21 protein-coding genes and 1 riboswitch are annotated in these 23,150 nt (G+C 62.0%); of the genes, 5 read left to right on the forward strand and 16 right to left on the reverse strand.

What is annotated here, in order from left to right:
* Nucleotides 1-21: 21 nt before the first annotated feature.
* The 4 genes from GST84_02785 to ribB form a co-directional block, all read right to left on the reverse strand.
* A complete protein-coding gene (locus tag GST84_02785) occupies nt 22-1,917 on the reverse strand; it encodes a 1-deoxy-D-xylulose-5-phosphate synthase (GenBank protein ID XGB11344.1) in 1,896 nt (631 codons plus the stop codon).
* A gap of 177 nt (nt 1,918-2,094) precedes the next feature.
* Entirely contained in the window at nt 2,095-2,982 is an 888-nt protein-coding gene (gene ispA, locus GST84_02790; protein ID XGB11345.1) for a (2E,6E)-farnesyl diphosphate synthase, read from the reverse strand.
* A complete protein-coding gene (locus GST84_02795; GenBank protein XGB11346.1) occupies nt 2,979-3,221 on the reverse strand; it encodes an exodeoxyribonuclease VII small subunit in 243 nt (80 codons plus the stop codon). The genes ispA and GST84_02795 overlap by 4 nt, the downstream gene beginning before the upstream one ends.
* 245 nt (nt 3,222-3,466) lie before the next feature.
* Nucleotides 3,467-4,117, reverse strand: a complete 651-nt coding sequence (gene ribB, locus GST84_02800; GenBank protein ID XGB11347.1) for a 3,4-dihydroxy-2-butanone-4-phosphate synthase — start codon at nt 4,115-4,117, stop codon at nt 3,467-3,469.
* Between the two features lie 80 nt (nt 4,118-4,197).
* A riboswitch (FMN riboswitch) is annotated at nt 4,198-4,339 on the reverse strand.
* Between the two features lie 149 nt (nt 4,340-4,488).
* Between ribB and GST84_02805 the strand changes: the two genes are divergently transcribed.
* On the forward strand, nt 4,489-5,469 hold the full coding sequence (locus tag GST84_02805) for a zeta toxin family protein (protein XGB11348.1): 981 nt from the start codon (nt 4,489-4,491) through the stop codon (nt 5,467-5,469).
* Nucleotides 5,470-5,699: 230 nt separating this feature from the next.
* Here the strand turns inward: GST84_02805 and GST84_02810 are convergent, their stop codons facing one another.
* The 10 genes from GST84_02810 to GST84_02855 form a co-directional block, all read right to left on the reverse strand.
* Nucleotides 5,700-6,158, reverse strand: a complete 459-nt coding sequence (locus GST84_02810) for a hemerythrin domain-containing protein (GenBank protein ID XGB11349.1) — start codon at nt 6,156-6,158, stop codon at nt 5,700-5,702.
* Nucleotides 6,159-6,728: 570 nt separating this feature from the next.
* On the reverse strand, nt 6,729-7,430 hold the full coding sequence (locus GST84_02815) for a transcriptional regulator (GenBank protein ID XGB11350.1): 702 nt from the start codon (nt 7,428-7,430) through the stop codon (nt 6,729-6,731).
* 186 nt (nt 7,431-7,616) lie between these two features.
* Nucleotides 7,617-8,144 (reverse strand): inorganic diphosphatase, encoded by a 528-nt coding sequence (locus GST84_02820; GenBank protein XGB11351.1) that lies wholly within the window; start codon nt 8,142-8,144, stop codon nt 7,617-7,619.
* Between the two features lie 92 nt (nt 8,145-8,236).
* Entirely contained in the window at nt 8,237-9,052 is an 816-nt protein-coding gene (locus tag GST84_02825; GenBank protein ID XGB11352.1) for a zinc-dependent peptidase, read from the reverse strand.
* A 24-nt stretch (nt 9,053-9,076) separates the two neighbouring features.
* Entirely contained in the window at nt 9,077-9,724 is a 648-nt protein-coding gene (locus tag GST84_02830) for a DedA family protein (protein XGB11353.1), read from the reverse strand.
* Nucleotides 9,725-9,913: 189 nt separating this feature from the next.
* Nucleotides 9,914-10,372, reverse strand: coding sequence for a GNAT family N-acetyltransferase (locus GST84_02835; protein ID XGB11354.1), 459 nt, complete (start codon nt 10,370-10,372; stop codon nt 9,914-9,916).
* 108 nt (nt 10,373-10,480) lie between these two features.
* Nucleotides 10,481-11,299 carry an ethanolamine ammonia-lyase subunit EutC gene (eutC, locus tag GST84_02840; GenBank protein XGB11355.1) on the reverse strand — a complete coding sequence of 273 codons (819 nt, stop codon included), beginning with the start codon at nt 11,297-11,299 and terminating at the stop codon, nt 10,481-10,483.
* Nucleotides 11,300-11,307: 8 nt separating this feature from the next.
* Nucleotides 11,308-12,702 carry an ethanolamine ammonia-lyase subunit EutB gene (locus GST84_02845; protein ID XGB11356.1) on the reverse strand — a complete coding sequence of 465 codons (1,395 nt, stop codon included), beginning with the start codon at nt 12,700-12,702 and terminating at the stop codon, nt 11,308-11,310.
* A gap of 46 nt (nt 12,703-12,748) precedes the next feature.
* Complete coding sequence (eat, locus tag GST84_02850) at nt 12,749-14,197, reverse strand: ethanolamine permease (protein XGB11357.1); 1,449 nt, start codon at nt 14,195-14,197, stop codon at nt 12,749-12,751.
* Between the two features lie 226 nt (nt 14,198-14,423).
* Nucleotides 14,424-15,944 (reverse strand): aldehyde dehydrogenase family protein, encoded by a 1,521-nt coding sequence (locus GST84_02855; protein ID XGB11358.1) that lies wholly within the window; start codon nt 15,942-15,944, stop codon nt 14,424-14,426.
* 254 nt (nt 15,945-16,198) lie between these two features.
* On the opposite strand from GST84_02855, the gene GST84_02860 reads away from it, so the two are divergent.
* The 4 genes from GST84_02860 (at nt 16,199) to GST84_02875 (ending at nt 20,540) form a co-directional block, all read left to right on the forward strand.
* Complete coding sequence (locus GST84_02860; GenBank protein ID XGB11359.1) at nt 16,199-18,214, forward strand: GAF domain-containing protein; 2,016 nt, start codon at nt 16,199-16,201, stop codon at nt 18,212-18,214.
* A 66-nt stretch (nt 18,215-18,280) separates the two neighbouring features.
* Complete coding sequence (mpl, locus tag GST84_02865; GenBank protein ID XGB11360.1) at nt 18,281-19,630, forward strand: UDP-N-acetylmuramate:L-alanyl-gamma-D-glutamyl-meso-diaminopimelate ligase; 1,350 nt, start codon at nt 18,281-18,283, stop codon at nt 19,628-19,630.
* On the forward strand, nt 19,627-20,256 hold the full coding sequence (locus GST84_02870; protein ID XGB11361.1) for a UbiX family flavin prenyltransferase: 630 nt from the start codon (nt 19,627-19,629) through the stop codon (nt 20,254-20,256). Before mpl ends, GST84_02870 begins: the two co-directional genes overlap by 4 nt.
* Nucleotides 20,253-20,540: a YceK/YidQ family lipoprotein gene (locus GST84_02875; GenBank protein XGB11362.1), complete on the forward strand. Its 288-nt coding sequence runs from the start codon at nt 20,253-20,255 to the stop codon at nt 20,538-20,540. The genes GST84_02870 and GST84_02875 overlap by 4 nt, the downstream gene beginning before the upstream one ends.
* A gap of 107 nt (nt 20,541-20,647) precedes the next feature.
* Here GST84_02875 and GST84_02880 read toward each other — a convergent pair whose 3' ends face one another.
* Nucleotides 20,648-21,292 carry an NAD(P)H-binding protein gene (locus tag GST84_02880; protein XGB11363.1) on the reverse strand — a complete coding sequence of 215 codons (645 nt, stop codon included), beginning with the start codon at nt 21,290-21,292 and terminating at the stop codon, nt 20,648-20,650.
* 27 nt (nt 21,293-21,319) lie between these two features.
* Nucleotides 21,320-23,053 carry a peptidase C13 gene (locus tag GST84_02885; protein ID XGB11364.1) on the reverse strand — a complete coding sequence of 578 codons (1,734 nt, stop codon included), beginning with the start codon at nt 23,051-23,053 and terminating at the stop codon, nt 21,320-21,322.
* Between the last annotated feature and the right edge of the window lie 97 nt (nt 23,054-23,150).

Below are 23,150 nucleotides of genomic sequence, written 5' to 3' on the forward strand. Positions count from 1 at the left end.
CGGGGCACCCGCGAAAGAGCCCTAGAGGCCGAGCCTGGCCATGCGGGCCTTCACCGAGGCCTCGATCCCGGCCGCATCCAGCCCGCACTCAGCCAGCATTTGCGCAGGCTTGGCATGCTCGACATAGATATCCGGCAGCCCCAGGTGCAGAAGCGGCTTGAGCACTGCCTGGCTGGCAAGGAACTCACCCACAGCAGCGCCCGCGCCACCCATGATGGCGTTTTCTTCGATGGTTACCAGCAGCTCATGGCTGCCTGCCAGCTCCAGCACCAGTGCCTCGTCCAGCGGCTTGACGAAGCGCATGTCGACCACTGTCGCGTTGATCTGTTCGGCCACTTGCATGGCCTCGGCCAGTTGTACACCGAACACCAGCAGGGCCACTTTCTCGCCCTGGCGGCGGACCACACCCTTGCCGATCTCCAGTGGTTGCAGGTCACCGCTGATCGGCGTATTCGGGCCGGTACCACGCGGGTACCGTACAGCTGCCGGGCCGTTGTACAGGTGGCCGGTGCTGAGCATCTTGCGCAGCTCGTTCTCGTCGCTGGGGGTCATCACCAGCATGCCTGGGATACAGCGCAGGTACGACAGATCGTAACTGCCGGCGTGGGTCGGGCCATCCTCGCCGACCAGGCCGGCACGGTCGATGGCGAACAGCACGTCGAGGTTCTGCACCGCCACGTCGTGGATCAGCTGGTCGTAGGCACGCTGCAGGAAGGTGGAGTAAATCGCCACCACCGGCTTGCTGCCCTCGCAGGCCATGCCGGCCGCCAGGGTCACGGCATGCTGCTCTGCGATCGCAACGTCGAAGTAGCGCTCAGGGTAGCGCTCGCTGAAGTCGACCAGGTCCGAGCCTTCCTTCATCGCTGGGGTAATGCCCACCAGGCGGTTGTCGGCGGCGGCCATGTCGCACAGCCACTGGCCGAACACCGCGGAATATTTCGGGCCGCTGGCTTTCTTCGGCGCGGCGGGCTTGTTGGCCGGCTCCAGCTTGGTGATGGCGTGGTAGCCGATCGGGTCGATCTCGGCAGGGGCGAAGCCTTTGCCCTTCTTGGTGACCACATGCAGGAACTGCGGGCCCTTCAGATCACGCATGTTGCGCAGAGTGGCAATCATGGTGGGCAGGTCGTGGCCGTCGATCGGGCCGATGTAGTTCCAGCCCAGCTCTTCGAACAGCGTGCCTGGCACCAGCATGCCCTTGGCGTACTCCTCGGTGCGACGGGCGATTTCCCAGGCACCTGGCAGTCGCGACAGCACTTTCTTGCTGCCTTCGCGCATGCTCGCGTAGGTGCGGCTGGAGAGGATCTTGGCCAGGTAGTTGGACAGGCCGCCGACGTTGCGCGAAATCGACATGTCATTGTCGTTGAGGATCACCAGCATGTCGGCATTGACTTCCTGGGCGTGGTTCAACGCCTCGAATGCCATGCCGGCGGTCAGCGCGCCATCACCGATCACCGCGATCGACTTGCGCGCGCTGTTCTGCAGGCGGGCAGCAATGGCCATGCCCAGCGCGGCGCTGATCGAGGTGCTGGAGTGGCCAACGCCAAAGGTGTCGTACTCGCTTTCGCTGCGGCGCGGGAAGGCCGCGATGCCGTCCTTCTGGCGCAGGCTGAGCATGCGGTTACGGCGCCCGGTGAGGATCTTGTGCGGGTAGGCCTGGTGCCCCACGTCCCACACCAGCCGGTCGTCCGGGGTGTCGAACACGTAGTGCAGGGCGATGGTCAGCTCGATCACGCCCAGGCCGGCACCAAAGTGCCCACCGGTCTGCCCGACGGTGTAGAGCAGTTCCTGGCGCAGTTCGTCGGCCAGCGTCTCCAGGTCGGCTTCGGCCAACCGGCGCAGGCCGGCAGGCGTGTCAGCGCGGTCGAGCAACGGCGTGACCGGGCGTTCGCGGGGGATCTCTTGAAACGTCGTGGGCATCAGGCGAGTCGTTATAGGTGTGTGAAGACGCGGCAGTTTACCCCATTGTGGGAAAAGTGCCCATTCGACCACAGGTTACGCGGCCCCCTGTAGGAGCGGGTTTACCCGCGAATGCGTTGGCAAATTCAAGATCGCATTCGCGGGTAAACCCGATCCTACGGGGATAGGTGAAGCTGTTTAGTTACGGCGTTCGACGATGTAACGCGCCAAAGCCCGCAGAGGTTCGGCCGTTTCGCCGAACCCTTGCAGTGCGGCCAGCGCCTGGTCGCGCAGTTCGATTGCATAGGCTTTGGCGGCTTCCAGGCCCAGCAGGGCCGGGTAGGTCGGTTTGTCACGCGCTATGTCTGCACCTTGGCGTTTGCCCAGGGTGGCGGTGTCGCTTTCCACGTCGAGTATGTCGTCCTGCACCTGGAATGCCAGGCCAATGGCCTGTGCATATGTCTGCAGGGCATCCAGCTGTGCCGGTTCGGCGCGGGCGCTGGCCAGGGCGCCGAGGCGTACGCTGGCTTCGATCAGCGCGCCGGTCTTGTGCCGGTGCATGAACGCCAACGCCTGCTGGTCCAGCTTCTGGCCCACCGAACCGAGATCGATGGCCTGGCCGCCGACCATGCCGGCCGGGCCGGCAGCTTTGGACAGTACCTGAACCATGGCCAGGCGAATGCTGTCGATCTGCGGGCTCAGGCATGGGTCGAGGAGGGCACTGAAAGCCAGGCTCTGCAAACCGTCGCCAGCAAGGATGGCGCACGCTTCGTCAAAAGCCTTGTGGGTGGTTGGCTGGCCGCGACGCAAATCGTCGTCGTCCATGGCCGGGAGGTCGTCATGTACCAGCGAGTAAGCATGGATCAGCTCGACCGCGCAGGCTGCACCGTTGGCCTGCTCGGCCGGGGCGCCCAAGGCTTCGCAGGCCGCGTAGGCCAGCAACGGGCGCACGCGTTTGCCGCCGTTCATCACGCTGTAGCGCATGGCGGCGTAAAGGCGTTCCAGCTCTTTGGTCGGGGCGATGAACAGCGGTTCGAGGGCTGCGTCGACGCGCGCCTGGCAACTGGCCTGGTAGGTGCCAATCATGCTTCGGGCTCCGCGTCGAAGGGCTGGGCAGCCAGTTCGCCGTCGCGCTCCAGCAGAATTTGCACCTTCTGTTCGGCCTGGGCCAGGGCGCCCTGGCAATCACGGGTCAGGGCGATGCCTTGTTCGAAGGCGGCCAGCGACTCTTCCAGCGACAACTCGCCGTTCTCCAGGCGCTCGACCAGTGCTTGCAGGTCTGCGAGGGATTGCTCGAAATCGAGGGAGGCTTTTTTGCGGGCCATGGCGACTGTCTCGGTGGCATTCAGAACGGCGCGACACTAGCAGAGCGGGGCGGGGGGAGCAAACTTGTGTGGAGCAGGCTTCTGGGGCGAACCTCGATACTGTATGAAACAAACAAGGCGATCACGCGCAGCACAGATGTTTCTGGCCCGAAAAAATGTAGGAGCGAGCTTTGCTCGCGATGCGCCGCGCAGGCGGCGCTCGATTTCAGCGCCGCCATCTACCTCAAGTCAGGCGCAGAAAACCATCAAGCCGTAGCAGCTTCCCGTTCCACCATCGCTTCACGGTATCGCGCCAGTTCCTCGATGGTCAGCACCGGCAAATTGTACTGCCGTGCATATACCGCCACCTGCTCACCACGGGCCATGCTGCCATCGGGGTTCATCAGCTCGCACAAGACCGCTGCCGGGCGCAGGCCGGCCAGGCGCGCCAGGTCTACCGAGCCTTCGGTGTGCCCACGGCGGGTCAGCACCCCGCCATTGCGGGCGCGCAGCGGAAAAACATGCCCCGGGCTGACGATATGGCGCTGTTCGGCGCTGGAGCGCAGTGCTGCGCCAATGGTGGTGATGCGGTCCTGGGCACTAACCCCTGTGGTGATACCTTCGGCCGCTTCGATGGTAACGGTGAAACCGGTGCCGTGCCGTGCCTGATTATTCTGCACCATGGGCGCCAGCTGCAGTTCGTCGACGGTGACTTCGTCCAGGCACAGGCAGACGATGCCGCTGCAATCGCGAATCATCATGGCCATGGTCTGCAGCGAAATGTTCTCGGCGGCGGCAATGATGTCCGCTTCGTCCTCGCGGTCGTCATCGTCGAGCAACAGTACAGGGCGCCCGGCCTGGAAGGCGGCGATGGCGGCGGAAACATTGGGGAATTGCGCGGGGTGCTGGGTGAACATGAAACGCTCCTCGTGAATGATCGATGAACGTCTCGGGGCGAACAAAATGCGCGCGCAAGGGCGCCCGGATGGCCCCTGCATAACGCCTTCTTTCATCCGGACTATGACCGTCGGCTCTGGAGTTGCACCAGATCTGCTGACCCCCGACATGGTCGGGGCGCTCGCGGGCTCATCTTTCGATTTACCGCCGGTGGGGACTTTCACCCCGCCCTGAAGACCGCCCAAGCATACAGCACAGGGCCACCTCACTGGCAACCCGCTGTTCTACTACCTTCGATGAGACTTGCAGCAGTAACCATCTACCCCTTTTCACCTGCCGCAGCGCCTACCTTCGTGACGGTCACATTGGCAAACCCAGGAAACGAACCGTCATGTCCTCTCTCTATCCTTTTACCGATACCGATCTCCATCTCGCATTCAGGAAGGTCGTCGACACATTGTTCGACAAGAAGCGCGACTACGTCGACGGCGTGCTCAAGCCCAAAATGCTCATCATTGCCGGTGCACAGGGCTCGGGTAAGACGTACTTGCTGGAAAACACGCTGCTGAAGAGCGGGCGCTACGACAATTATGTTCGCCTTTACGAAACCCATTTTCGTGAACTGCACCCTCATTATCGGGCGATGGAAGACAAAGGCGTGCTGCATGTCTATGAGCATACCGAGTCGTTCATCTGGCGCCTGGGGGCAATGATTTGCACGTATGCGATGGAAAACAAATACAACATCATCATGGAGACCGCCCTCGACAGCCCTCATTTCGCTGATTTTCCACCTGAAGCCGCCCGGCAGGGCTATCAGAGCGAGGTCCATCTGATAGCGTGCCAGAAAGAGTTCAGCCACTGGTCGACCCTGGACCGTGTGGTCAACAGCGTTGGCAATCATGAGATCGAGCGTGTGGTCAGCCTGACGCAGATCGAAGAGGCGCAAATCAATGGCAGGTCCATCATCGATGCTTTCGAAAACGCCTGTATCGAGGTGCCGGGTTCCGAAATCGTGATCTATCGACGTGGCCTGGAGACGGACAGGAATAGCCTGCCGGTCTGTCACAGCACCTGTCCTGAAAAAGGGCTCCTCGTGCCCCAGCAGACCTACCAGGGCAGGGCATTCTTCCGCGGGGCGGACCTGAAGATCAACTTCAAGGTCCAGCGCAGCCCCCAGGCCGATTTCCCCTGTTCCTATATTCAGTATGCGCAGGTGGTGCATGCCGGCCTGCTGGGTTCGGAACACCGTCGGACGATGGCCGAACTCAATTGCAAAACCCTCGGTCAGGCTCAGAAGCTGATGTCGCAGTTGCCTGTCGATGTCTATCGCGAGCTGTGCCTGTACGTGCTCAAGTACGCGCAACCTTGATTTGACCAAGGCAGGGCAGTCGCTGGCCAAGTACGCCTTCGATTGCCCTGCGCAGGGAAGTGGCCAGTATGGGGCCGTGCCCCAGGCCATTGAAAGTTATAATGCTCACAAATCACCCCGTGTGTAACTATATATAAGTAATCCTACAGGGTGTATGCATTGTCAGTGACGGTAAAGTCACGGCGTTAAACAGTGATCTGGTTTTAATGCAATATACTTAAAGCATTCGATCAATGCCACTGGCGCTTTATGTCCCGCCATTGAATTTCTGATACCCACTTGTCTGCCACCGGAAAGAAAATATTCTCCTCGGCATCCATATGATCATAGTACTTCTTGATGAAGTCTTCGATCGTGTCGGCGATTACTCTCGCTTCCTGCGTTGACTGCTCCAACATCTTGAGTTGTCCAGCAATTCGCTTGAAGGCTTGATGATCTTGCTCGATAGCCATGACCCGTTGGTGGATCGGGGCTTCGGTTGCCAGCAAGGCCAGCCGAATAAGCTCTTCATTTTCATGGTGGTGCCGCTCTGCATCGCCATGCAAGGCTTCCAGTTGCTTAAACAACAGCTTGCGGTCATCGGCACCCGCAGATCCGTGCCTAATCCTCTCCAGTAACTCTTTGATCTGAGTAATTTTGGTAGCCACCTCATGATGATAGGCGTGCAGCTCTTTCAATAAGGCGTTCATGCTAAGTCCTCATCAATACACCAAGCCGTTACAGATTAAATATTATTATTAAGCAATCTCTAATGATAGCTGCACGTGTGGCATACATCTAATCGTTTAATTATAGTCAAGAGCGAAACACCCACCTTCGAAAAAACCGCCCCATTGGAAGATTTCGAAATATCAATTTGATGTTTATATGCGTTACAAGAAGAAACAGACACACCAGGATAGGTTGCGGGCTGCCCTTCAAACAGCGGGGGGCTGAGCAGAGCGGGAGGCGCAAAGGGCTGCGTTCTATGCACGGAGGTAGGGGTTGGAAACCCGCGGGTTGTGAATGCTGTTTTTGAAGGTTTGTTAAATTAAAAAGCCGGCTTGTGGCCGGCTTCTCGGGGACGCTTCCGACTAATTTATGGTAAGCCGCAATCGCCTTAACTGTGTGGCCATCAAGGGCCTGAAAGAGATGGCAGATGCCCGTGTGGGATATCGCCGAGCCCTCTGGACCGCGGCTTGCGCCGGTCGGGGCTTAATGTGCGGCGTAGCATACAAGGGCGGGCGCAGGATGCCCAGCAAAAAATTGCGCAGGGTGCTTCAACTGGGCCGCTGCTGGCGCAAATGTGACCAATGGAACACCCAGCCAAGAATTTCCAGGCCCTGCGCCTGGCGCTGAGCAGGGGTGTAGCGTTCGACCGCGTAGTTGCGCCGGTCATGGCTGTGCAGGTACAGGGTTTCGTGCGGGCCAAGACTGAGGTTGTTCACCCTGAGCATGCCGTTTTGCAGCAGGGCATAGGTTTCGCCCTCGACCACCTTGGTCATGCCCAGGTCGATGGCCAGGGTAGCTTCCAGCGGAATCAGCGGGAGCATGTTGCTGGCCGGCATTGCCAGGCAGATTGCGTTGCCGGCTTGCACACCCAAGCCCTTCAGGGTGTTTGCCGGCAAGCGCAGGTGCTTGCTGCCCACCGGCGACAGCAAGCCGTTGTGCACTTCGTAGTAGGGCACCTTCAGTACCCGGCCACGATGTTCCGAAAGCGGGGTAAGCGGGTTGGCGGGCGCTGGCCGTGGACGGCCGTTACGCAGGAGCGGGTGGGGGTGTTTGGGACCTTCACCGGTGCGCAGCCAACGGCGGTGTACACAGAACAAATCGGCCAGTTCGTCCAGCCGGGCCAAAGGCACACCGCGCTTGAACCAGTTGTTGACGTGCTGTGCTGTGACGCTGCGCTGAGCGGCGAAATCGGAAGGGGTCAGGCCACATTCATGGAGCAGGGCTCTGAGTCGGTCGCCGGAAGTGTTCATGGCAGCGAGTGTAGCGGCGAGTTGTCAGCAAGGATATGAACCGGATGTTGATTGAACTTGTAAGAAAATAGGCTGCTTGTAGGATGCTAGCGTAGGACTGTGTAGGATTTATTCTCGGTAATGCGCGCGTTGCCCATTCAGGCATAAAAAAACCCCGCCAAAGCGGGGTTTTTTCTGCAGTCGGAATCAGCCCTTGTAGGCAGCGACCGATTTGGTGATCGCGGCACGGGCGGCGTCGGCGCCTTCCCAGCCTTCGATCTTGACCCACTTGCCCTTCTCGAGATCTTTGTAGTTGGCAAAGAAGTGCTCGATCTGCTGGATCAGCAGGGCTGGCAGGTCGGTGTATTCCTTGACGTCGACGTACAGCTGCGACAGCTTGTCGTGAGGAACAGCGACGACCTTGGCGTCGCCGCCACCGTCGTCGGTCATGTTCAGCACACCGACCGGACGGGCGCGGATAACCGAGCCTGGGGCCACCGGGTAAGGGGTAACCACCAGCACGTCCAGCGGATCACCGTCGTCAGCCAGGGTGTTCGGGATGAAGCCATAGTTGGCTGGGTAGAACATTGGGGTAGCCATGAAACGGTCGACGAACAGTGTGTCGCTGTCCTTGTCGATTTCGTATTTGATCGGCGCGTGGTTGGCCGGGATCTCGATGGCGACGTAGATGTCGTTCGGCAGGTCTTTGCCCGCCGGAATCTTGCTGTAGCTCATTGGGCAGTGCCCCCGTGTTTGACCAAAAAGTGGCGGCGATTATAGGCACATTCTGCCGGGGCATGCCACGCTTGGCCTGATGTGCGGGCCCGTCAGGCTTGGCTTTCGCGGTACTCGGGATGTTCCGCCTGCAGCCGGCACAGGCGCGCCAGCGGGTCTTGCCGGTAGAACAGCGACAACTGGTGGTAGACCTGTGGATAAGCCTGATGAAGCAGGTCGGGGGCACTAAAGAAGTACTCGCTGGTAACGGCAAAGAACTCTGCCGGGTTTTCCGCAGCGTAAGGGTCGATGGCAGTTTCGGCGTCGGGGTTGGCGTCCAGTTGCTGGTTGAGATCGTCGTAAGCCTGCTGCATGGCGCTTGCCCACTCATCAACTGGCATGCCGCTGTGCAACGGTGGCAGGCCGTTGGCATCGCCATTGAGCATGTCGAGCTTGTGTGCCAGCTCATGGATGACCAGGTTGTAGGCCTCCCAGCCACCACTGGCCAGCACGCCGTTCCAGGCCAGGATGATCGGCCCCTGCTGCCACGCCTCGCCGCTGTGTTCGCCGTCCCACACATGCTCCACGCCACTGGCATCGCGGTGGCGCTGGGGGCTCTTGAAGTCGTCGGGGTACAGAATGATTTCGTGGAAGCCTTGGTACCAGTTCAGCTCACCCAGGTGAAGCAGCGGTAACTGTGCCTGGGCAGCCAGCAATAGGCGCTGCTCGTCGTCCAGCTCGACACCGGGCAGGCAGGTGAGGTGCTTGTCGAGCAGGAACAGGATGCAGGCTTCGCGCAGCCAGTGGTCTTCAGCGTCGCTGATGCCGTCCAGCATCGGCAGCCGCTCGCGTACGGCCTGCCATTGCTGTGGCGTGATCGGGTAGCGCGCCAGAGTACGCTTGCGCCGCCAGGCGCTGAATGACCACATGCCGTTTGTTCTTTACCTGTTTGTTCAGTGAGCCTTGGCCGTACGGCCCAGGCGGCCACGCAGCAAGCCGATGATCATCGGCACCAGCGACAGGATGATGATGCCCACCACCATCAGCGACAGATGCTGCTTGATGAACGGGACGTTGCCGAAGAAGTAGCCCAAGGTGACCAGGCCGCCGACCCATAGCAGCGAACCGGCAACGCTGAAGCCGAGGAAGCGTGGGTAGTGCATGTGAGCGATGCCCGCGACGAACGGTGCAAAGGTACGCAAGATAGGCAGAAAGCGCGCCATGGTCACGGTCTTGCCGCCATGGCGTTCATAGAAATCGTGGGTACGCTGCAGGTAGTCGCGGCGGAAGATCTTGGAGTTGGGGTTGTTGAACAACCGCTCGCCGACCGTTCGGCCGATCACGTAATTGGTGCTGTCGCCCAGGATTGCAGCGGCCATCAGCAGGCCGGCCAGCAGCACCGGGTCCATGCCACCACCCGCCGCAACGGCGCCGGCGATGAACAGCAGCGAGTCGCCCGGCAGGAATGGCATGACTACCAGGCCGGTTTCGCAGAAGATCACGGTGAACAGGATGGCGTAGATCCAGGGACCGTAATTGGTGACCAGCAGATCGAGGTAGGCATCGAGATGCAGGATAAGGTCCAGCGGGTTGAAATCCATGTACAGCACCTGTGTTCTTGGGCGTAGGCTTGGTTACCGGGGGAGGGGTAAATTTTCACACATGACAGGTGCGCCATTATACGGCTAAGTGAGGATCATGCCCGAGGAGTTTGTAGCGGGGGGTTACGGTAGAGGGGGATTCCTTCATCAGCCTCTTAGCGGGCACGCCCGCTAAGAGGTCGGTGCCGGTCAATCCTGACTGATCGGCAGGATGTAGCTCTTGAACTCGGTATCCTCGCGAAAACCGATGGATTCGTAAGTCTTGTGCGCAACTTCATTGTTCGCGCTGGTCGACACCCGCATGCGCACAGCATTGGTCTCTTTGGCCATTTTCTTCGCCTCGCGAATCAGGTGGTCGGCCACCAGCATGCGCCGGGAGTCCTCAGCTACATAGATATCGTTGAGAATCCATACCCGCTTCAACGACAGCGACGAGTAGCTCGGGTACAGCTGGCAAAAGCCCAGCAGTTTGCCGTCGTCATCATCCGGAAGTGCCAGGTAAATCACCGATTCATCCCGTTTCAGTCGCTTTTCCAAAAAGCTGCGCGAGCTGTCGGGGTAGGGCAACTGCCCATAGAATTCACGGTATTTGACGAACAACGGCGTGATCAGGTCGAGGTGTTCCAGGGTTGCCTTGATGATGCGCATGTGCGGCCCTCAGAGTCCATTTGGAAAACAGCGGAATGCCAGCAGCGTTCAAGGGCATGCTGCCCCAATGCACGGCACAAGTGCAATCCGCCTTCCGTGACAGGTTTTTTACCCTTTGCCGAGCAGGAAGTTACCTTTTTGGCTGGCGCTGTCTTCACTCTCCAGGCTGTGGACCTCTGCTTCGTCCTTCAGATTCACCCCGGAAAGTTGGCGCCGGCAGGCTTCGCGCATCAAGTACAACAAGCGGTGCGCCGCCATGCCATAGCTCAGCCCCTCCAGGCGGATATTGGAAATGCAGTTGCGGTAGGCATCGGTCAGGCCGACCTTGGGGGCATAGGTGAAGTACAGGCCAAGGCTGTCGGGCGAGCTCAGCCCCGGGCGCTCGCCGATCAGCATCACTGTCATCCGGGCGCCCAGCAGCTCGCCGACCTCGTCGGCAACTGCCACACGGCCCTGCTGCACCAGCACCACCGGGGCGCTGGTCCAGCCGTCGGCGGCAGCCTGTTCCTCGAAGCGGGTCAGGAACGGTAGCGTGTGGCGATGCACGGCCAGTGCCGAGAGGCCGTCAGCCACCACGATGGCCAGGTCGACGCCGCCTGGGTTGGCTTGGACGTGCTGGCGAAGGGTCGCAATCGAGTCTTCGTTCAGCCGGCGGCCAAGGTCCGGCCGCTGCAGGTACTGGTGGCGGTCGCTGGCCGCGCTGTGCAACACCAGGCTTTCGCGCCCGCGGTCACTGAGCTGGCTGGCCAGGCCGGCGTGGTCGAAAGCCAGGTGCACGGCATCACGTGCCTGGGCATGGGCGAACTGGAAGTCCAGCTGCGCCCCGGTCGGCAGGCTGGTGCCAGTGCGGCCCAGGGCGATGCGCGCCGGGGTCAGGTTGCGCAGGGCCAGCCAAGGGTTGTCGGGGGTAGGCGTGCGATGGTCCATGGTCATCCCTATGCAAGCTGTGCCAAGGCCTGGCGGAAGGCCGGCGGCAGGTTGTCACCGAAACGCACCCGGCCGTCGGCCTGGGTGAAAATGCCGGTGCGGGCCAGCCATGCCTCGAATTCCGGCCCAGGCTTCAGGCCCAGGGTCTGGCGCGCGTACAGCGCGTCATGGAACGAGGTGGTCTGGTAGTTGAGCATGATGTCGTCGGAGCCGGGGATGCCCATGATGAAGTTGATGCCGGCCACACCCAGCAGCGTCAGCAAGGTGTCCATGTCGTCCTGATCGGCTTCGGCATGGTTGGTGTAGCAGATATCGCAACCCATCGGCACGCCCAGCAGTTTGCCGCAGAAATGGTCTTCGAGGCCGGCGCGGATGATCTGCTTGCCGTTGTACAGGTATTCCGGGCCAATGAAACCGACCACGGTGTTGACCAGAAACGGCTTGAAGTGACGGGCCACGGCATAGGCGCGGGTTTCGCAGGTCTGCTGGTCGACGCCGTGGTGGGCGTTGGCCGAGAGCGCGCTGCCCTGGCCGGTTTCGAAATACATCAGGTTCTGCCCGAGGATGCCACGTTTTAGCGACAGACCTGCTTCGTAGCCTTCCTGCAACACGTTCAGGTTGATGCCGAAGCTGGCGTTGGCCGCCTCTGTGCCAGCGATGGACTGGAACACCAGGTCTAGTGGCACGCCACGGTTGATCGCTTCGATCGAGGTGGTGACGTGGGTCAGCACGCAGGACTGAGTGGGGATGTCGTAGCGCTGGATGATGGCGTCGAGCATTTCCAGCAGGGCGCAAATCGAAGCGATGCTGTCGGTGGCCGGGTTGATGCCGATCATGGCGTCGCCGTTGCCGTACAGCAAACCGTCGAGAATGCTGGCGGCAATACCGGCCGGTTCGTCTGTCGGGTGGTTGGGTTGCAGCCGGGTCGACAGGCGCCCGCGCAGGCCCATGGTGCCGCGGAACCGGGTGACCACGCGGATTTTCTGCGCCACCAGCACCAGGTCCTGCACGCGCATGATCTTCGACACGGCAGCGGCCATTTCCGGGGTCAGCCCGGGCGCCAGGGCGCGCAGGCTGTCTTCGTTGGCTTCCTCGCTCAGCAGCCAGTCGCGCAGACCACCCACGGTCAGGTGGCTGACCGGGGCGAAGGCCTGGGCATCGTGGGTGTCGATGATCAGGCGGGTCACTTCATCTGCTTCGTAAGGGATCAGTGCTTCATTGAGAAAGTGCGTCAGCGGAATATTGGCCAACGCCATCTGCGCGGCGACACGCTCGCCGTCGTTGCTGGCCGCCACGCCTGCCAGGCAGTCCCCGGAGCGTGCCGGGCTGGCCTTGGCCATCACGTCCTTGAGGCTGTCGAAGCGGTAGACCAGGTGGCCGACCGTGTGTACGAAACTTGCCATACAGAATCTCCAGAGCCGCGGGTTGCCCCGCGGCGGGTGGCGGCGATCAGTGCAGGGCCTCTTCGGCCTTCTGGATCGCGGCGAATTCCTCTTCCGGTGTGCCCGCAACCAGGTGGTGGCGGCTGTAGAAAGCAAAGTAGGCAATTAATACCGCATAGATCACTGCAGCGCCAATGACTACCCGCGGGTCAACCAGGAATCCGGCGACCACGGCGATACACGCCAGCACCAGCGCCAGGCCGGAAGTAAAGATGCCACCCGGGGTGCGGTAGGGGCGTTCCATCTTTGGCCGGCGGATGCGTAGGGTGATGTGCGCAGCCATCATCAGCACGTAAGACAGGGTAGCGCCAAACACTGCCACCAGGATCAGCAAGTCACCCTGGCCCGTCAGCGACAGGGCAAAGCCGATGATGCCCGGGATGACCAAGGCCATTACCGGGGCCTTGCTTTTGTTGGTTTCCGACAATTTGCGCGGCAGGTAACCGGCGCGGGACAGGGCGAAGATCTGCCGGGAATAGGCATAGATGATCGAGAAGAAGCTGGCGATCAGCCCGGCCAGACCGACCAGGTTGACGAAGCCGCCCATCCAGGTGGAGCCGCCGTAGGCCTTCGACAGGGCTTCGACCAGCGGGTTACCGGAGGCCTTCAGCGCCTCGGAGCCTGCGCCGCCCGGGCCGACCACCAGGATCAGCAAGGCGAAGGCCAGCAGTACCAGCATGGCGCCGATCAGGCCGCGAGGCAGGTCACGCTTGGGGTTCTTGGTTTCTTCTGCGGCCAGCGGCACGCCTTCGACGGCAAGGAAGAACCAGATGGCGTAGGGGATGGCTGCCCACACGCCGACATAGCCAAACGGCAGGAAGCTGCTGGCGCCGACGGCGTCCGTTTTGGCGATGTCGAACAGGTTGGCTGCATCAAAATGGGGCACCATGCCTATCAGGAATACGGCCAGGGCAATGGCGGCGATGGCGGTGATGATGAACATCAGCTTCAGTGCCTCACCCACGCCGAAAATGTGGATGCTGATGAACACGATGTAGAACGCCAGGTAGATCATCCAGCCGCCGATACCGAACAGCGATTGGCAGTAGGCGCCGATGAACACCGCGATGGCGGCAGGGGCGATGGCGTATTCGATAAGGATCGCCGTGCCGGTCAAAAAGCCGCCCCATGGGCCGAAGGCACTGCGGGCAAAGCCATAGCCACCGCCAGCGGTGGGGATCATCGACGACAGCTCGGCCAGCGAGAAGCACATGCACAGGTACATGGTGGCCATCAGCAAGGTGGCCAGGAACATGCCGCCCCAGCCGCCCTGCGCCAGGCCGAAGTTCCAGCCGGCGTAATCGCCGGAAATGACGTACGCCACGCCCAGGCCGACCAGCAGTACCCAGCCGGCAGCGCCTTTTTTCAGTTCACGTTGCTGGAAATAGTCAGAGCCGACTTTCTCGAAGTCGACGGAAGAGCCTGCCGGCGATCCGGCGGAATGTTCGCTTGGCATAGATTCACCTGTTGTTTTTCTTGGTGGCCGGAAGGGTTCCGGGCCGATGGTGATGGGTGCTGCAGGAAGCGAGCCAGGGCGGCTGGTGCACGGTTGCCGCCCGGGTTTTGTGTAAAGCAGGTCCGGCCTCTTCGCGGGCTTGCCCGCTCCCACAGGTACCGAACCGGTTCTGGAACCAACGGTGAACCTGTAGGAGCGGGTTTACCCGCGAAGAAGGCGACGCGGTCTAGAAGAAGCCCAACGGGTTGATGTCGTAGCTCACCAGCAGGTTCTTGGTCTGCTGATAGTGATCCAGCATCATTTTGTGCGTCTCACGCCCGACCCCCGACTTCTTGTACCCGCCGAATGCGGCATGCGCCGGGTACAGGTGGTAGCAGTTGGTCCACACACGGCCAGCCTTGATCCCGCGGCCCATGCGGTAGGCACGGTTGATGTCGCGGGTCCACACGCCGGCACCCAGGCCGAACTCGGTGTCGTTGGCAATCGCCAGTGCTTCGGCTTCATCCTTGAAGGTGGTGACGCTGACCACCGGGCCGAAGATTTCTTCCTGGAACACGCGCATCTTGTTGTTGCCCTTGAGCAGGGTCGGCTGGATGTAGTAACCGGTAGCCAGCGCACCTTCCAGCTTCTCGACCTTGCCGCCGGTGAGCAGCTCGGCGCCTTCGTCCTGGGCAATCTGCAGGTAAGAGAGGATCTTTTCGAACTGCTGCTGCGAGGCCTGGGCGCCGACCATGGTGTCGGTGTCCAGCGGGTCGCCGCGCTTGATCTGCAGCACCTTCTTCATCACCACTTCCATGAACTGCGGGTAGATCGACTCTTGCACCAGGGCACGCGACGGGCAGGTGCACACTTCGCCCTGGTTGAAGAACGCCAGCACCATGCCTTCTGCCGCCTTCTCGATGAAGCTTGGCTCGGCCTGCATGATGTCTTCGAAGTACACGTTCGGCGACTTGCCACCCAGTTCGACGGTGGACGGGATGATGTTCTCGGCCGCGCATTTCATGATGTGCGAGCCCACCGGGGTAGAGCCGGTGAAGGCGATCTTGGCGATGCGCTTGCTGGTGGCCAGGGCTTCACCGGCTTCGCGGCCGTAGCCTTGCACCACGTTGAGCACGCCAGGTGGCAACAGGTCGCCAATGACTTCGAGCAGGACGGTGATGCCCAGCGGCGTCTGTTCGGCAGGCTTGAGCACCACGCAGTTACCAGCGGCCAGTGCCGGGGCAAGCTTCCAGGCAGCCATCAGGATCGGGAAGTTCCAGGGGATGATCTGCCCGACCACGCCCAGTGGCTCGTGGATGTGGTAGGCCACGGTGCCTTCATTGATTTCGGCAGCACCGCCTTCCTGGGCGCGGATGCAGCCAGCGAAATAGCGGAAGTGATCGACTGCCAGCGGAATGTCGGCGTTGAGGGTTTCGCGGATCGGCTTGCCGTTGTCCCAGGTTTCGGTGATGGCCAGCAGTTCGAGGTTCTGCTCGATACGGTCGGCAATCCTCAGCAGAACGTTGGAACGATCCTGCACTGAAGTGCGGCCCCAGGCGTCGGCCGCAGCATGGGCGGCATCCAGGGCTTTCTCGATGTCTTCGGCAGTAGAACGGGGGAATTCAGCGATCAGCTTGCCATTCACCGGGGAGGTATTTTCGAAGTACTGCCCCTTTACCGGAGCAACGAACTCACCACCGATGTAGTTGCCGTAGCGGTTCTTGAAGGAAACCTTCGCGCCCTCGGTACCGGGATGTGCATAACGCATGGTGTGTCTCCTTGGTATTGTGCTTTTTAGGGAGTTGAAAAGCATAGAGCAAGGGTTGGGCCAGTGTTGGCCGTGCCAGGCAAATCAATGACTTGGGTCATTTTTACCGGCCTGATCAAGGAGGGCTGTGCCGGCGTCGGTACGCCAGGGGTGACACTTTGTGCCGTTTGCGACACGTCACCGGTGTGTGCATTGCAAAGCCTACCCGGGTGGAGGATGCTGGGCTGACGCTCTATCTGCGGAGAATTACAACAATGCAGAGCAATCACTTCACTCGCCATGCCCGGCAGGTCCATAGCGTTGCCCATGGTGGGGCTGGGGAGGGCGGCAGTGACCCGTCCATCGCCCGTTCCTGGCTGCGCTGCCTGGAGGACTACCACCTCGACCCGGCGGTGATCGAAGCCCCGGTGGTGCTTGAGCATGGGCGCCTGCTGGAAAGCCGCGAGCGCCTGCACCAGGTGCTGCAAATTGCCGACCATGAAATGAACAGCCTGCACCAGCAGCTTTCCGGTGCGGGCCACGCGGTGCTGCTGACCGACGCCCGCGGGGTGATCCTCAACTGCGTCAGTGCCCCCACCGAGCGGCGCAGCTTCGAACAGGCCGGGCTGTGGCTGGGCGCCGACTGGAGCGAGGCGCGCGAGGGCACCAATGGCATCGGCACCTGCCTGGTCGAACGCCAGGCGCTGACCATCCACCAGAACGAGCACTTCCGTGGCCGTCACACCGGCCTGACCTGCTCGGCCAGCCCGGTGTTCGACCCGCATGGCGAACTGCTGGCGGTACTCGACGTGTCCTCGGCGCGCCCCGACGTATCGCGGCAAAGCCAGTTCCACACCATGGCATTGGTCAACCTGTCGGCGAAGATGATCGAAAGCTGCTATTTCCTGCGCCATTTCGAGCAGCAATGGTTATTGCGTTTTCACCTGCAAGCCGAGTCGGTCGGCCTGTTCAGTGAAGGCTTGCTGGCGTTCGACGGCGATGGCCGCATTTGCGCTGCGAACCAAAGCGCACTGAACCTGCTGGGCACGGTACGGGGTGGCGTGCTGGGCAAACCGTTGGAGTGCTTTTTCGCGTGCAGCCATGACGAAATGTTCAGCCGTGCCACGCCCGGAGGCAGCACTGCCTGGCCGCTGCGCACCCTGGATGGTCGCCAGGTGTTCGCCAGCCTGCGGGGGCAGGCCCGGGCGCCGGTTTGGTCAGTGCCGGCCGCCCAGCCGCGGCCTGCACGTGAAGTGGAGCCGCTGGTCTGTCTGCTGGACCCTGCGTTGCAAAATGATTTCCGCCGCAGCGTGCGGGTGTTCGAGCGCGATGTGCCATTGCTGCTGCGCGGCGAGACCGGCTGTGGCAAGGAGGCGTTCGCCCAGGCTGTGCACCAGGCCAGTGAGCGGCGCGGCAAACCGTTCGTCGCCATCAACTGCGCTTCTATCCCGGAAAGCCTGATCGAGAGTGAGCTGTTCGGGTACCGCGGCGGCAGTTTTACCGGCGCGCGCAAGGAGGGCATGCGCGGCAAGCTGTTGCAGGCCGACGGCGGCACCTTGCTGCTGGACGAGATCGGCGACATGCCGCTTGCCCTGCAAACCCGCCTGCTGCGGGTGCTGGAGGAGCGCCAGGTGGTGCCGATCGGGGGAGAGCCACAGGCGGTGGACGTGCGCATCGTCAGCGCTACGCACCGTGACCTGCTGGAACGGGTTGAACAGGGCAGTTTCCGCGAGGACCTGTATTACCGCCTCAATGGCCTGGAGGTGGCGTTGCCGGCGGTGCGAGAACGCAGTGACAAGGCGCAGTTGCTGGACTTTCTGCTACGCCAGGAGACGCAGGGGCAACGCATAGACATCGAGCCCAGGGCGCGACAGGCGTTGCTCGAATTTACCTGGCCGGGGAACGTGCGGCAGATGCGCAATGTGCTGCGTACTTTGGTGGCGCTTTGCGAAGATGCCCGCATTACCTTTGCGGACCTCCCCGCGGTCATCCGCTCCAGCCCACCTACCGTGAGGGCGGGTGAGCCCGTGAAGATGTCCGACCAGGCAATAGAGGGCGAGGGCGTTGCCCTCGTTCGCGGGCAAGACCGCTCCCACAGGTCCGCCGGTGCCGCAGAGATTGAGGGTGAATCTGTAGGGGCCGAGGTTCTGCTCGACGCGGAGCGGCAAGCGCTGAAGGAGGTCCTGGAGGCAAAACACTGGCATCTCACCCGCGTCGCCGAGCACTTGGGCATCAGCCGCAATACCTTGTATCGAAAACTGCGCAAACACGGCATTACCAGGGGCGACTGAGCGAAACAGCGGGTGCGATTTGTCGCGCCCTGGGCTACCCTGCCTCGATGTTTTGCGAGGTCGACCATGCATATTCACATTCTCGGTATTTGCGGCACTTTCATGGGTTCGCTGGCGGTGCTGGCCAAGGAACTTGGCCACCGCGTCACCGGCTCCGACGCCAACGTCTATCCCCCGATGAGCACCCAGCTCGAAGCCCAGGGTATCGAGCTGACCCAAGGCTATGACCCGGCCCAGCTGGACCCGGCGCCAGACCTGGTGGTCATCGGTAACGCCATGTCGCGCGGCAACCCAGCGGTTGAATACGTGCTGAACAAGGGCCTGCCCTACGTCTCCGGCCCGCAGTGGCTGGCCGATCACGTGCTGCAAGGTCGCTGGGTGCTGGCCGTTGCCGGCACTCACGGCAAGACCACCACCAGCAGCATGCTGGCCTGGGTGCTGGAGCACGCTGGCATGAGCCCGGGCTTCCTGATTGGTGGTGTGCCGCAGAACTTCTCGGTGTCGGCCCGTTTGGGCGACACGCCGTTCTTTGTGGTGGAGGCCGACGAGTACGACAGCGCCTTCTTCGACAAGCGCTCGAAGTTCGTCCACTATCACCCGCGTACTGCGATCCTCAACAACCTTGAGTTCGATCACGCAGACATCTTCCCGGACCTGGCCTCGATCGAGCGGCAGTTCCACCACTTGGTGCGCACTATCCCCAGCGAAGGCCTGGTCATCCACCCGACCACCGAGCAAGCGCTGGAGCGTGTGATCGGCATGGGCTGCTGGACCCCTGTGCAAACCACCGGTGAGGGCGGCCAGTGGCAAGCCCGCCTGCTCAGCCCCGATGGCTCGCGCTTTGAAGTACTGTTCGAGGGCGAAGTGCAGGGTGTGGTGGACTGGGCGCTGACCGGCCAGCACAACGTCGCCAACGCCTTGGCCACCCTGGCAGCCGCGCGTCATGTGGGCGTGGTGCCAGCCATGGGCATTGACGGCCTGAGTGCTTTCAAGAGCGTCAAGCGGCGCATGGAGAAGGTTGCCGAAGTACAAGGTGTGACCATCTACGATGACTTCGCCCACCATCCGACTGCCATTGCCACCACGCTCGACGGCCTGCGCAAGCGGGTGGGGGAGGCGCCTGTGATCGCGGTGATCGAGCCACGCTCCAACTCGATGAAACTCGGTGCCCACCGTGACGGCCTGCCAGAAAGCGTCAACGACGCCGACCAGGTGATCTGGTATGCGCCGGCCAACCTCGGCTGGGACCTGGCTGCCACCGCCGCGCAGTGCAAGGTGCCGAGCGTGGTGGCCGATAGCCTCGAAGCGATCATCGAGCGGATCAAAGGCCAGGCTCGCCCAGGCACCCATGTGGTGATCATGAGCAACGGCGGCTTCGGCGGCCTGCACGGCAAGCTGGCCGAGGCGCTGAAGTGAGCGGGCCGGAACGCATCACCCTGGCCATGACGGGCGCCTCGGGTGCCCAGTATGGCCTTCGCCTGCTCGATTGCCTGGTACGCGAAGACCGCGAGGTGCACTTCCTGATCTCCAAGGCCGCACAGTTGGTGATGGCCACTGAGACGGATGTTGTGTTGCCGGCCAAGCCCCAGGCGATGCAGGCGTTTCTGACTGAATACACCGGCGCGGCCGACGGGCAGATCCGCGTGTATGGCAAGGAAGACTGGATGTCGCCGGTAGCCTCGGGTTCTGGCGCCCCGGCGGCAATGGTGGTGGTCCCCTGTTCCACTGGCACTTTGTCGTCCATCGCCACTGGCGCCTGCAACAACCTGATCGAGCGGGCTGCCGACGTCACCCTCAAGGAGCGGCGTCAACTGATCCTGGTGCCACGCGAAGCGCCATTCTCCACCATCCACCTGGAAAACATGCTCAAGCTGTCGCAAATGGGCGCGGTCATCTTGCCGGCGGCTCCGGGGTTCTATCACCAGCCGCAGACCATCGACGACCTGGTCGACTTTGTCGTGGCGCGTATCCTCAACCTGCTGAACATCCCCCAGGACATGTTGCCACGTTGGGGCGAGCACCACTTCGGGGTGGATGATTGAAGCGAGCACTGGCGGGGTTGCTGGCGCTTGTGATGCTGAGTGGGTGCGCCACTGTGCGCACGCTGGATGCCAACAAGCCCGGCGCACCAGTGGTGTATGCCGGTACCCGGCTGGATTTGTATGTGATCAATGGCGGGTGTTGCCCGCGGGATCATTACGGGGCGGACGCTCCGGCGTATCCGCGCCTGGATCTGCCCGGCAGCATGCTGCTCGATACCCTGTTGCTGCCGTTGTCTTTGCTGACAGCGGCCGGCATAGGCTTCCAGGCTACCGGCGGCCTGTGATGGCCTCTTCGCAGGCACGCCCATTGCTACTGTTGAGTAGTCACTGGAAGATTATCGAGACCCTGTGGGAGCGGGCGTGCCCGCGAAGAGGCCTGCACAAGCGAAGCCTAGATCCTGCCCAGCTTGCGCAACTCATCCGACTCCACAACCCGCACGCCGTCTTCTTCCTCCAGCGCCAGCCGCCACAGGGCCCGCGCCAGGGTACAAGCCTCGATTCCCCGGTACTTCCCGGGTATCAACTTGGAAAACGGCGCCACAAGCTGTTCAGTCAGCCGTGGCTCCAGCCGCTCGCCCAGCAGGAATGAGGGCCGCACGATGGTCAGCTGTGGCCAGTCCTGAGCCTTGAGCGCTTCTTCCATCTCGCCCTTGATCCGGTTATAGAAAATTGACGACTTGGGGTCGGCGCCCACTGCACTGACCACCAGCAGATGCCGCGCACCCATTTCCCGGGCACGCTTGCTGAAGGCGACCACCATGTCCAGATCCACTGCGCGAAAAGCCGATTCGGAACCCGCCTGCTTCAGCGTGGTGCCCAGGCAGCAATAGGCGATGTCGACCCGCCCGGCTAGTTGCGGAAGGAACACCGCCGGGTCGCCCACCGGGTTTTCCAGGTGCGGGTGCTCGGCCAATGGTCGGCGCGTAGGCGCCAGTACACGGGTGATGGTGGGCTCGTTGAGCAAGCGGTCCAGTAGGTGTTCACCGGTCAGGCCGGTGGCTCCGGCAAGCAGGACATGCTGAGGCGTCAAGTACATGATGTCTCTCCCTTGTTACACACAAGTCTAGTGAGTGCCGGGCGTTTTTGCCTGTTCCCTCACGTTGGCCTGTGCGGCGTTACGCAACGCTTCTTCGGCTTGTTGCTGGCGCAGGTGCTGCCAGTGCTCAAGCACGGCGGGCGGAGCCCACAGCTGCGGCTCGGAGGCCTCGAAGCCTTCCCTATGTTCTCTTTCGGCAACGCTGGCGCGCGCCAGTTCAAACGCCTGTTTCAGGTCGTCGGTCTGGTTCAGCGCTTCCGCGAACAGGGCATCGCCAAAGTAGGTGAAGTCGGCTTCTTCCGAACAACCGAAGGAGACGCGGTCGGCCCGGGCAGCGGTCATGATCAGCGTGCGCTCGTCTTTGAGCGGGGCGATATAGCCCCCTGAATAGCAGGCAGAGATGACGATTACCTTGTCGCGATCCTTCAGCGGGGCCAGGGCAGTGGCCAGCTCGTCAGCAGAAAGATCGGCCAGTTGCAGGCGGGGCTGGTCGAGCACCAGTTGGTGGTCCTGGCTGCCATGGCTGGTGAGGTAGATGAACACCAGGTCTTCGGGGCCGCTGCGCTCTGCCAGGGTGGTGGCGGCGCGGGACAGGTTCTCGCGTGTGGCCATGGGGCGTGTGGCCATGTGGTCGCGGTGGTTGACCAGCGTGACCTGGCCACTCGCGCCAAAGCGCACCTTGAGCATGTTGCTGACGTAGTCGGCTTCGCGCAGGAATACGCTTTGCTGGCCATCGCCGGCCACTACCAGGCTATACAGCTGGATCGGTGGCGCCGAGCGTGGTACCCGAGCCAGTGCCTCGTTCAGCAACCGGCCCTGGTTGAGCAAAGCCAGGTCCAGTGGGTCTGGTAGCAGCTTGCCATTTTGGTCGCGCACGCGCACGCCGTTGGCCCATGTTCCGCTTTCGACCTTGCCACTGGCCAGGATCAGTCGCCCGTGGCCATGGTAGGCATCGTTCAGGAACCCGCCGATGTACTTGCTGCCGTCGGGCAGTTGCAGGCTGCCTTGGCCCGACAGGTGCCAGTCGGCGAACTCACCCTTGTAGTGGCTGCCATCGCTGCCCAGCAGTTCCCCTTCGCCGTTCAGCGAGCCGTCCTTGAATTCCCCGATCCACACATCGCCATCGGCATTTTCGTAGCGGCCACGGCCCTCCAGGCGGTTGTCCTTGAACTCGCCGATGTACTGCTCGCCATCAACGCTGTCGTAGGTGCCGGCGCCTTGTAGCTGGCCGTTGACGAAGAGGCCGCTGAACTGGTTGCCGCTGGCATCGCTGCGCACCCCGGCGCCGTTGGGCTTGCCCTTGGCGAACAAGCCTTGATAGCGACTGCCGTCGGCCAGCTCCAGCTGGCCTGCGCCGTCGTACAGGTCGTCCTTGAACTGGCCGCGGTAGGTCTGGTCGGCTTGTTTGAGGGTGCCCTCGCCGTCGCGGCGGCCGTGGCGGAAGGTGCCGCTATAGTGGCTGCCCGGGGTGGTCAGGTCGCCCAGGCCCTGAAACAGCCCCTCGGCGAACTGGCCGCGGTAGACCTCGCCGTTCTGGCCATGCCATTCGCCCTGGCCGTGCCACTGGCCGTCCTTGAAGCTGCCGGCGTACCAGCTGCCGTTGGGGTAGTCGATTCGGCCCTCGCCCTGCAGCAGGCCATTGACCACCTGCCCCCGGTAACGCCCACCGTCAGGCAGCCGTGCGTCCGGCGGGAGCAGCGATTCGCCATCGCCACAGGCGGCGAGCAGCAGGACCAGGGTAATGGGGAGCAATGGACGCATGGCAAGGACCGGGCAATAGGTCTGCCGAGTATGACGCAGAATGGGGTCCTGAGACAGCGAGCCCATGTGTCGGCGCACAGCCTTGGAACCTTGCGCG

This window comes from Pseudomonas putida (assembly GCA_041879295.1).
Lineage (GTDB): Bacteria > Pseudomonadota > Gammaproteobacteria > Pseudomonadales > Pseudomonadaceae > Aquipseudomonas > Aquipseudomonas putida_Y.

Coding starts and splice junctions, on each gene's coding strand:
- GST84_02785 (XGB11344.1), bottom strand. CDS start 1,917: ATGCCCACGACGTTTCAAGAGATCCCCCGCGAACGCCCGGTCACGCCG.
- ispA (XGB11345.1), bottom strand. CDS start 2,982: ATGATTGGCACCTACCAGGCCAGTTGCCAGGCGCGCGTCGACGCAGCC.
- GST84_02795 (XGB11346.1), bottom strand. CDS start 3,221: ATGGCCCGCAAAAAAGCCTCCCTCGATTTCGAGCAATCCCTCGCAGAC.
- ribB (XGB11347.1), bottom strand. CDS start 4,117: ATGTTCACCCAGCACCCCGCGCAATTCCCCAATGTTTCCGCCGCCATC.
- GST84_02805 (XGB11348.1), top strand. CDS start 4,489: ATGTCCTCTCTCTATCCTTTTACCGATACCGATCTCCATCTCGCATTC.
- GST84_02810 (XGB11349.1), bottom strand. CDS start 6,158: ATGAACGCCTTATTGAAAGAGCTGCACGCCTATCATCATGAGGTGGCT.
- GST84_02815 (XGB11350.1), bottom strand. CDS start 7,430: ATGAACACTTCCGGCGACCGACTCAGAGCCCTGCTCCATGAATGTGGC.
- GST84_02820 (XGB11351.1), bottom strand. CDS start 8,144: ATGAGCTACAGCAAGATTCCGGCGGGCAAAGACCTGCCGAACGACATC.
- GST84_02825 (XGB11352.1), bottom strand. CDS start 9,052: ATGTGGTCATTCAGCGCCTGGCGGCGCAAGCGTACTCTGGCGCGCTAC.
- GST84_02830 (XGB11353.1), bottom strand. CDS start 9,724: ATGGATTTCAACCCGCTGGACCTTATCCTGCATCTCGATGCCTACCTC.
- GST84_02835 (XGB11354.1), bottom strand. CDS start 10,372: ATGCGCATCATCAAGGCAACCCTGGAACACCTCGACCTGATCACGCCG.
- eutC (XGB11355.1), bottom strand. CDS start 11,299: ATGGACCATCGCACGCCTACCCCCGACAACCCTTGGCTGGCCCTGCGC.
- GST84_02845 (XGB11356.1), bottom strand. CDS start 12,702: ATGGCAAGTTTCGTACACACGGTCGGCCACCTGGTCTACCGCTTCGAC.
- eat (XGB11357.1), bottom strand. CDS start 14,197: ATGCCAAGCGAACATTCCGCCGGATCGCCGGCAGGCTCTTCCGTCGAC.
- GST84_02855 (XGB11358.1), bottom strand. CDS start 15,944: ATGCGTTATGCACATCCCGGTACCGAGGGCGCGAAGGTTTCCTTCAAG.
- GST84_02860 (XGB11359.1), top strand. CDS start 16,199: ATGCAGAGCAATCACTTCACTCGCCATGCCCGGCAGGTCCATAGCGTT.
- mpl (XGB11360.1), top strand. CDS start 18,281: ATGCATATTCACATTCTCGGTATTTGCGGCACTTTCATGGGTTCGCTG.
- GST84_02880 (XGB11363.1), bottom strand. CDS start 21,292: ATGTACTTGACGCCTCAGCATGTCCTGCTTGCCGGAGCCACCGGCCTG.
- GST84_02885 (XGB11364.1), bottom strand. CDS start 23,053: ATGCGTCCATTGCTCCCCATTACCCTGGTCCTGCTGCTCGCCGCCTGT.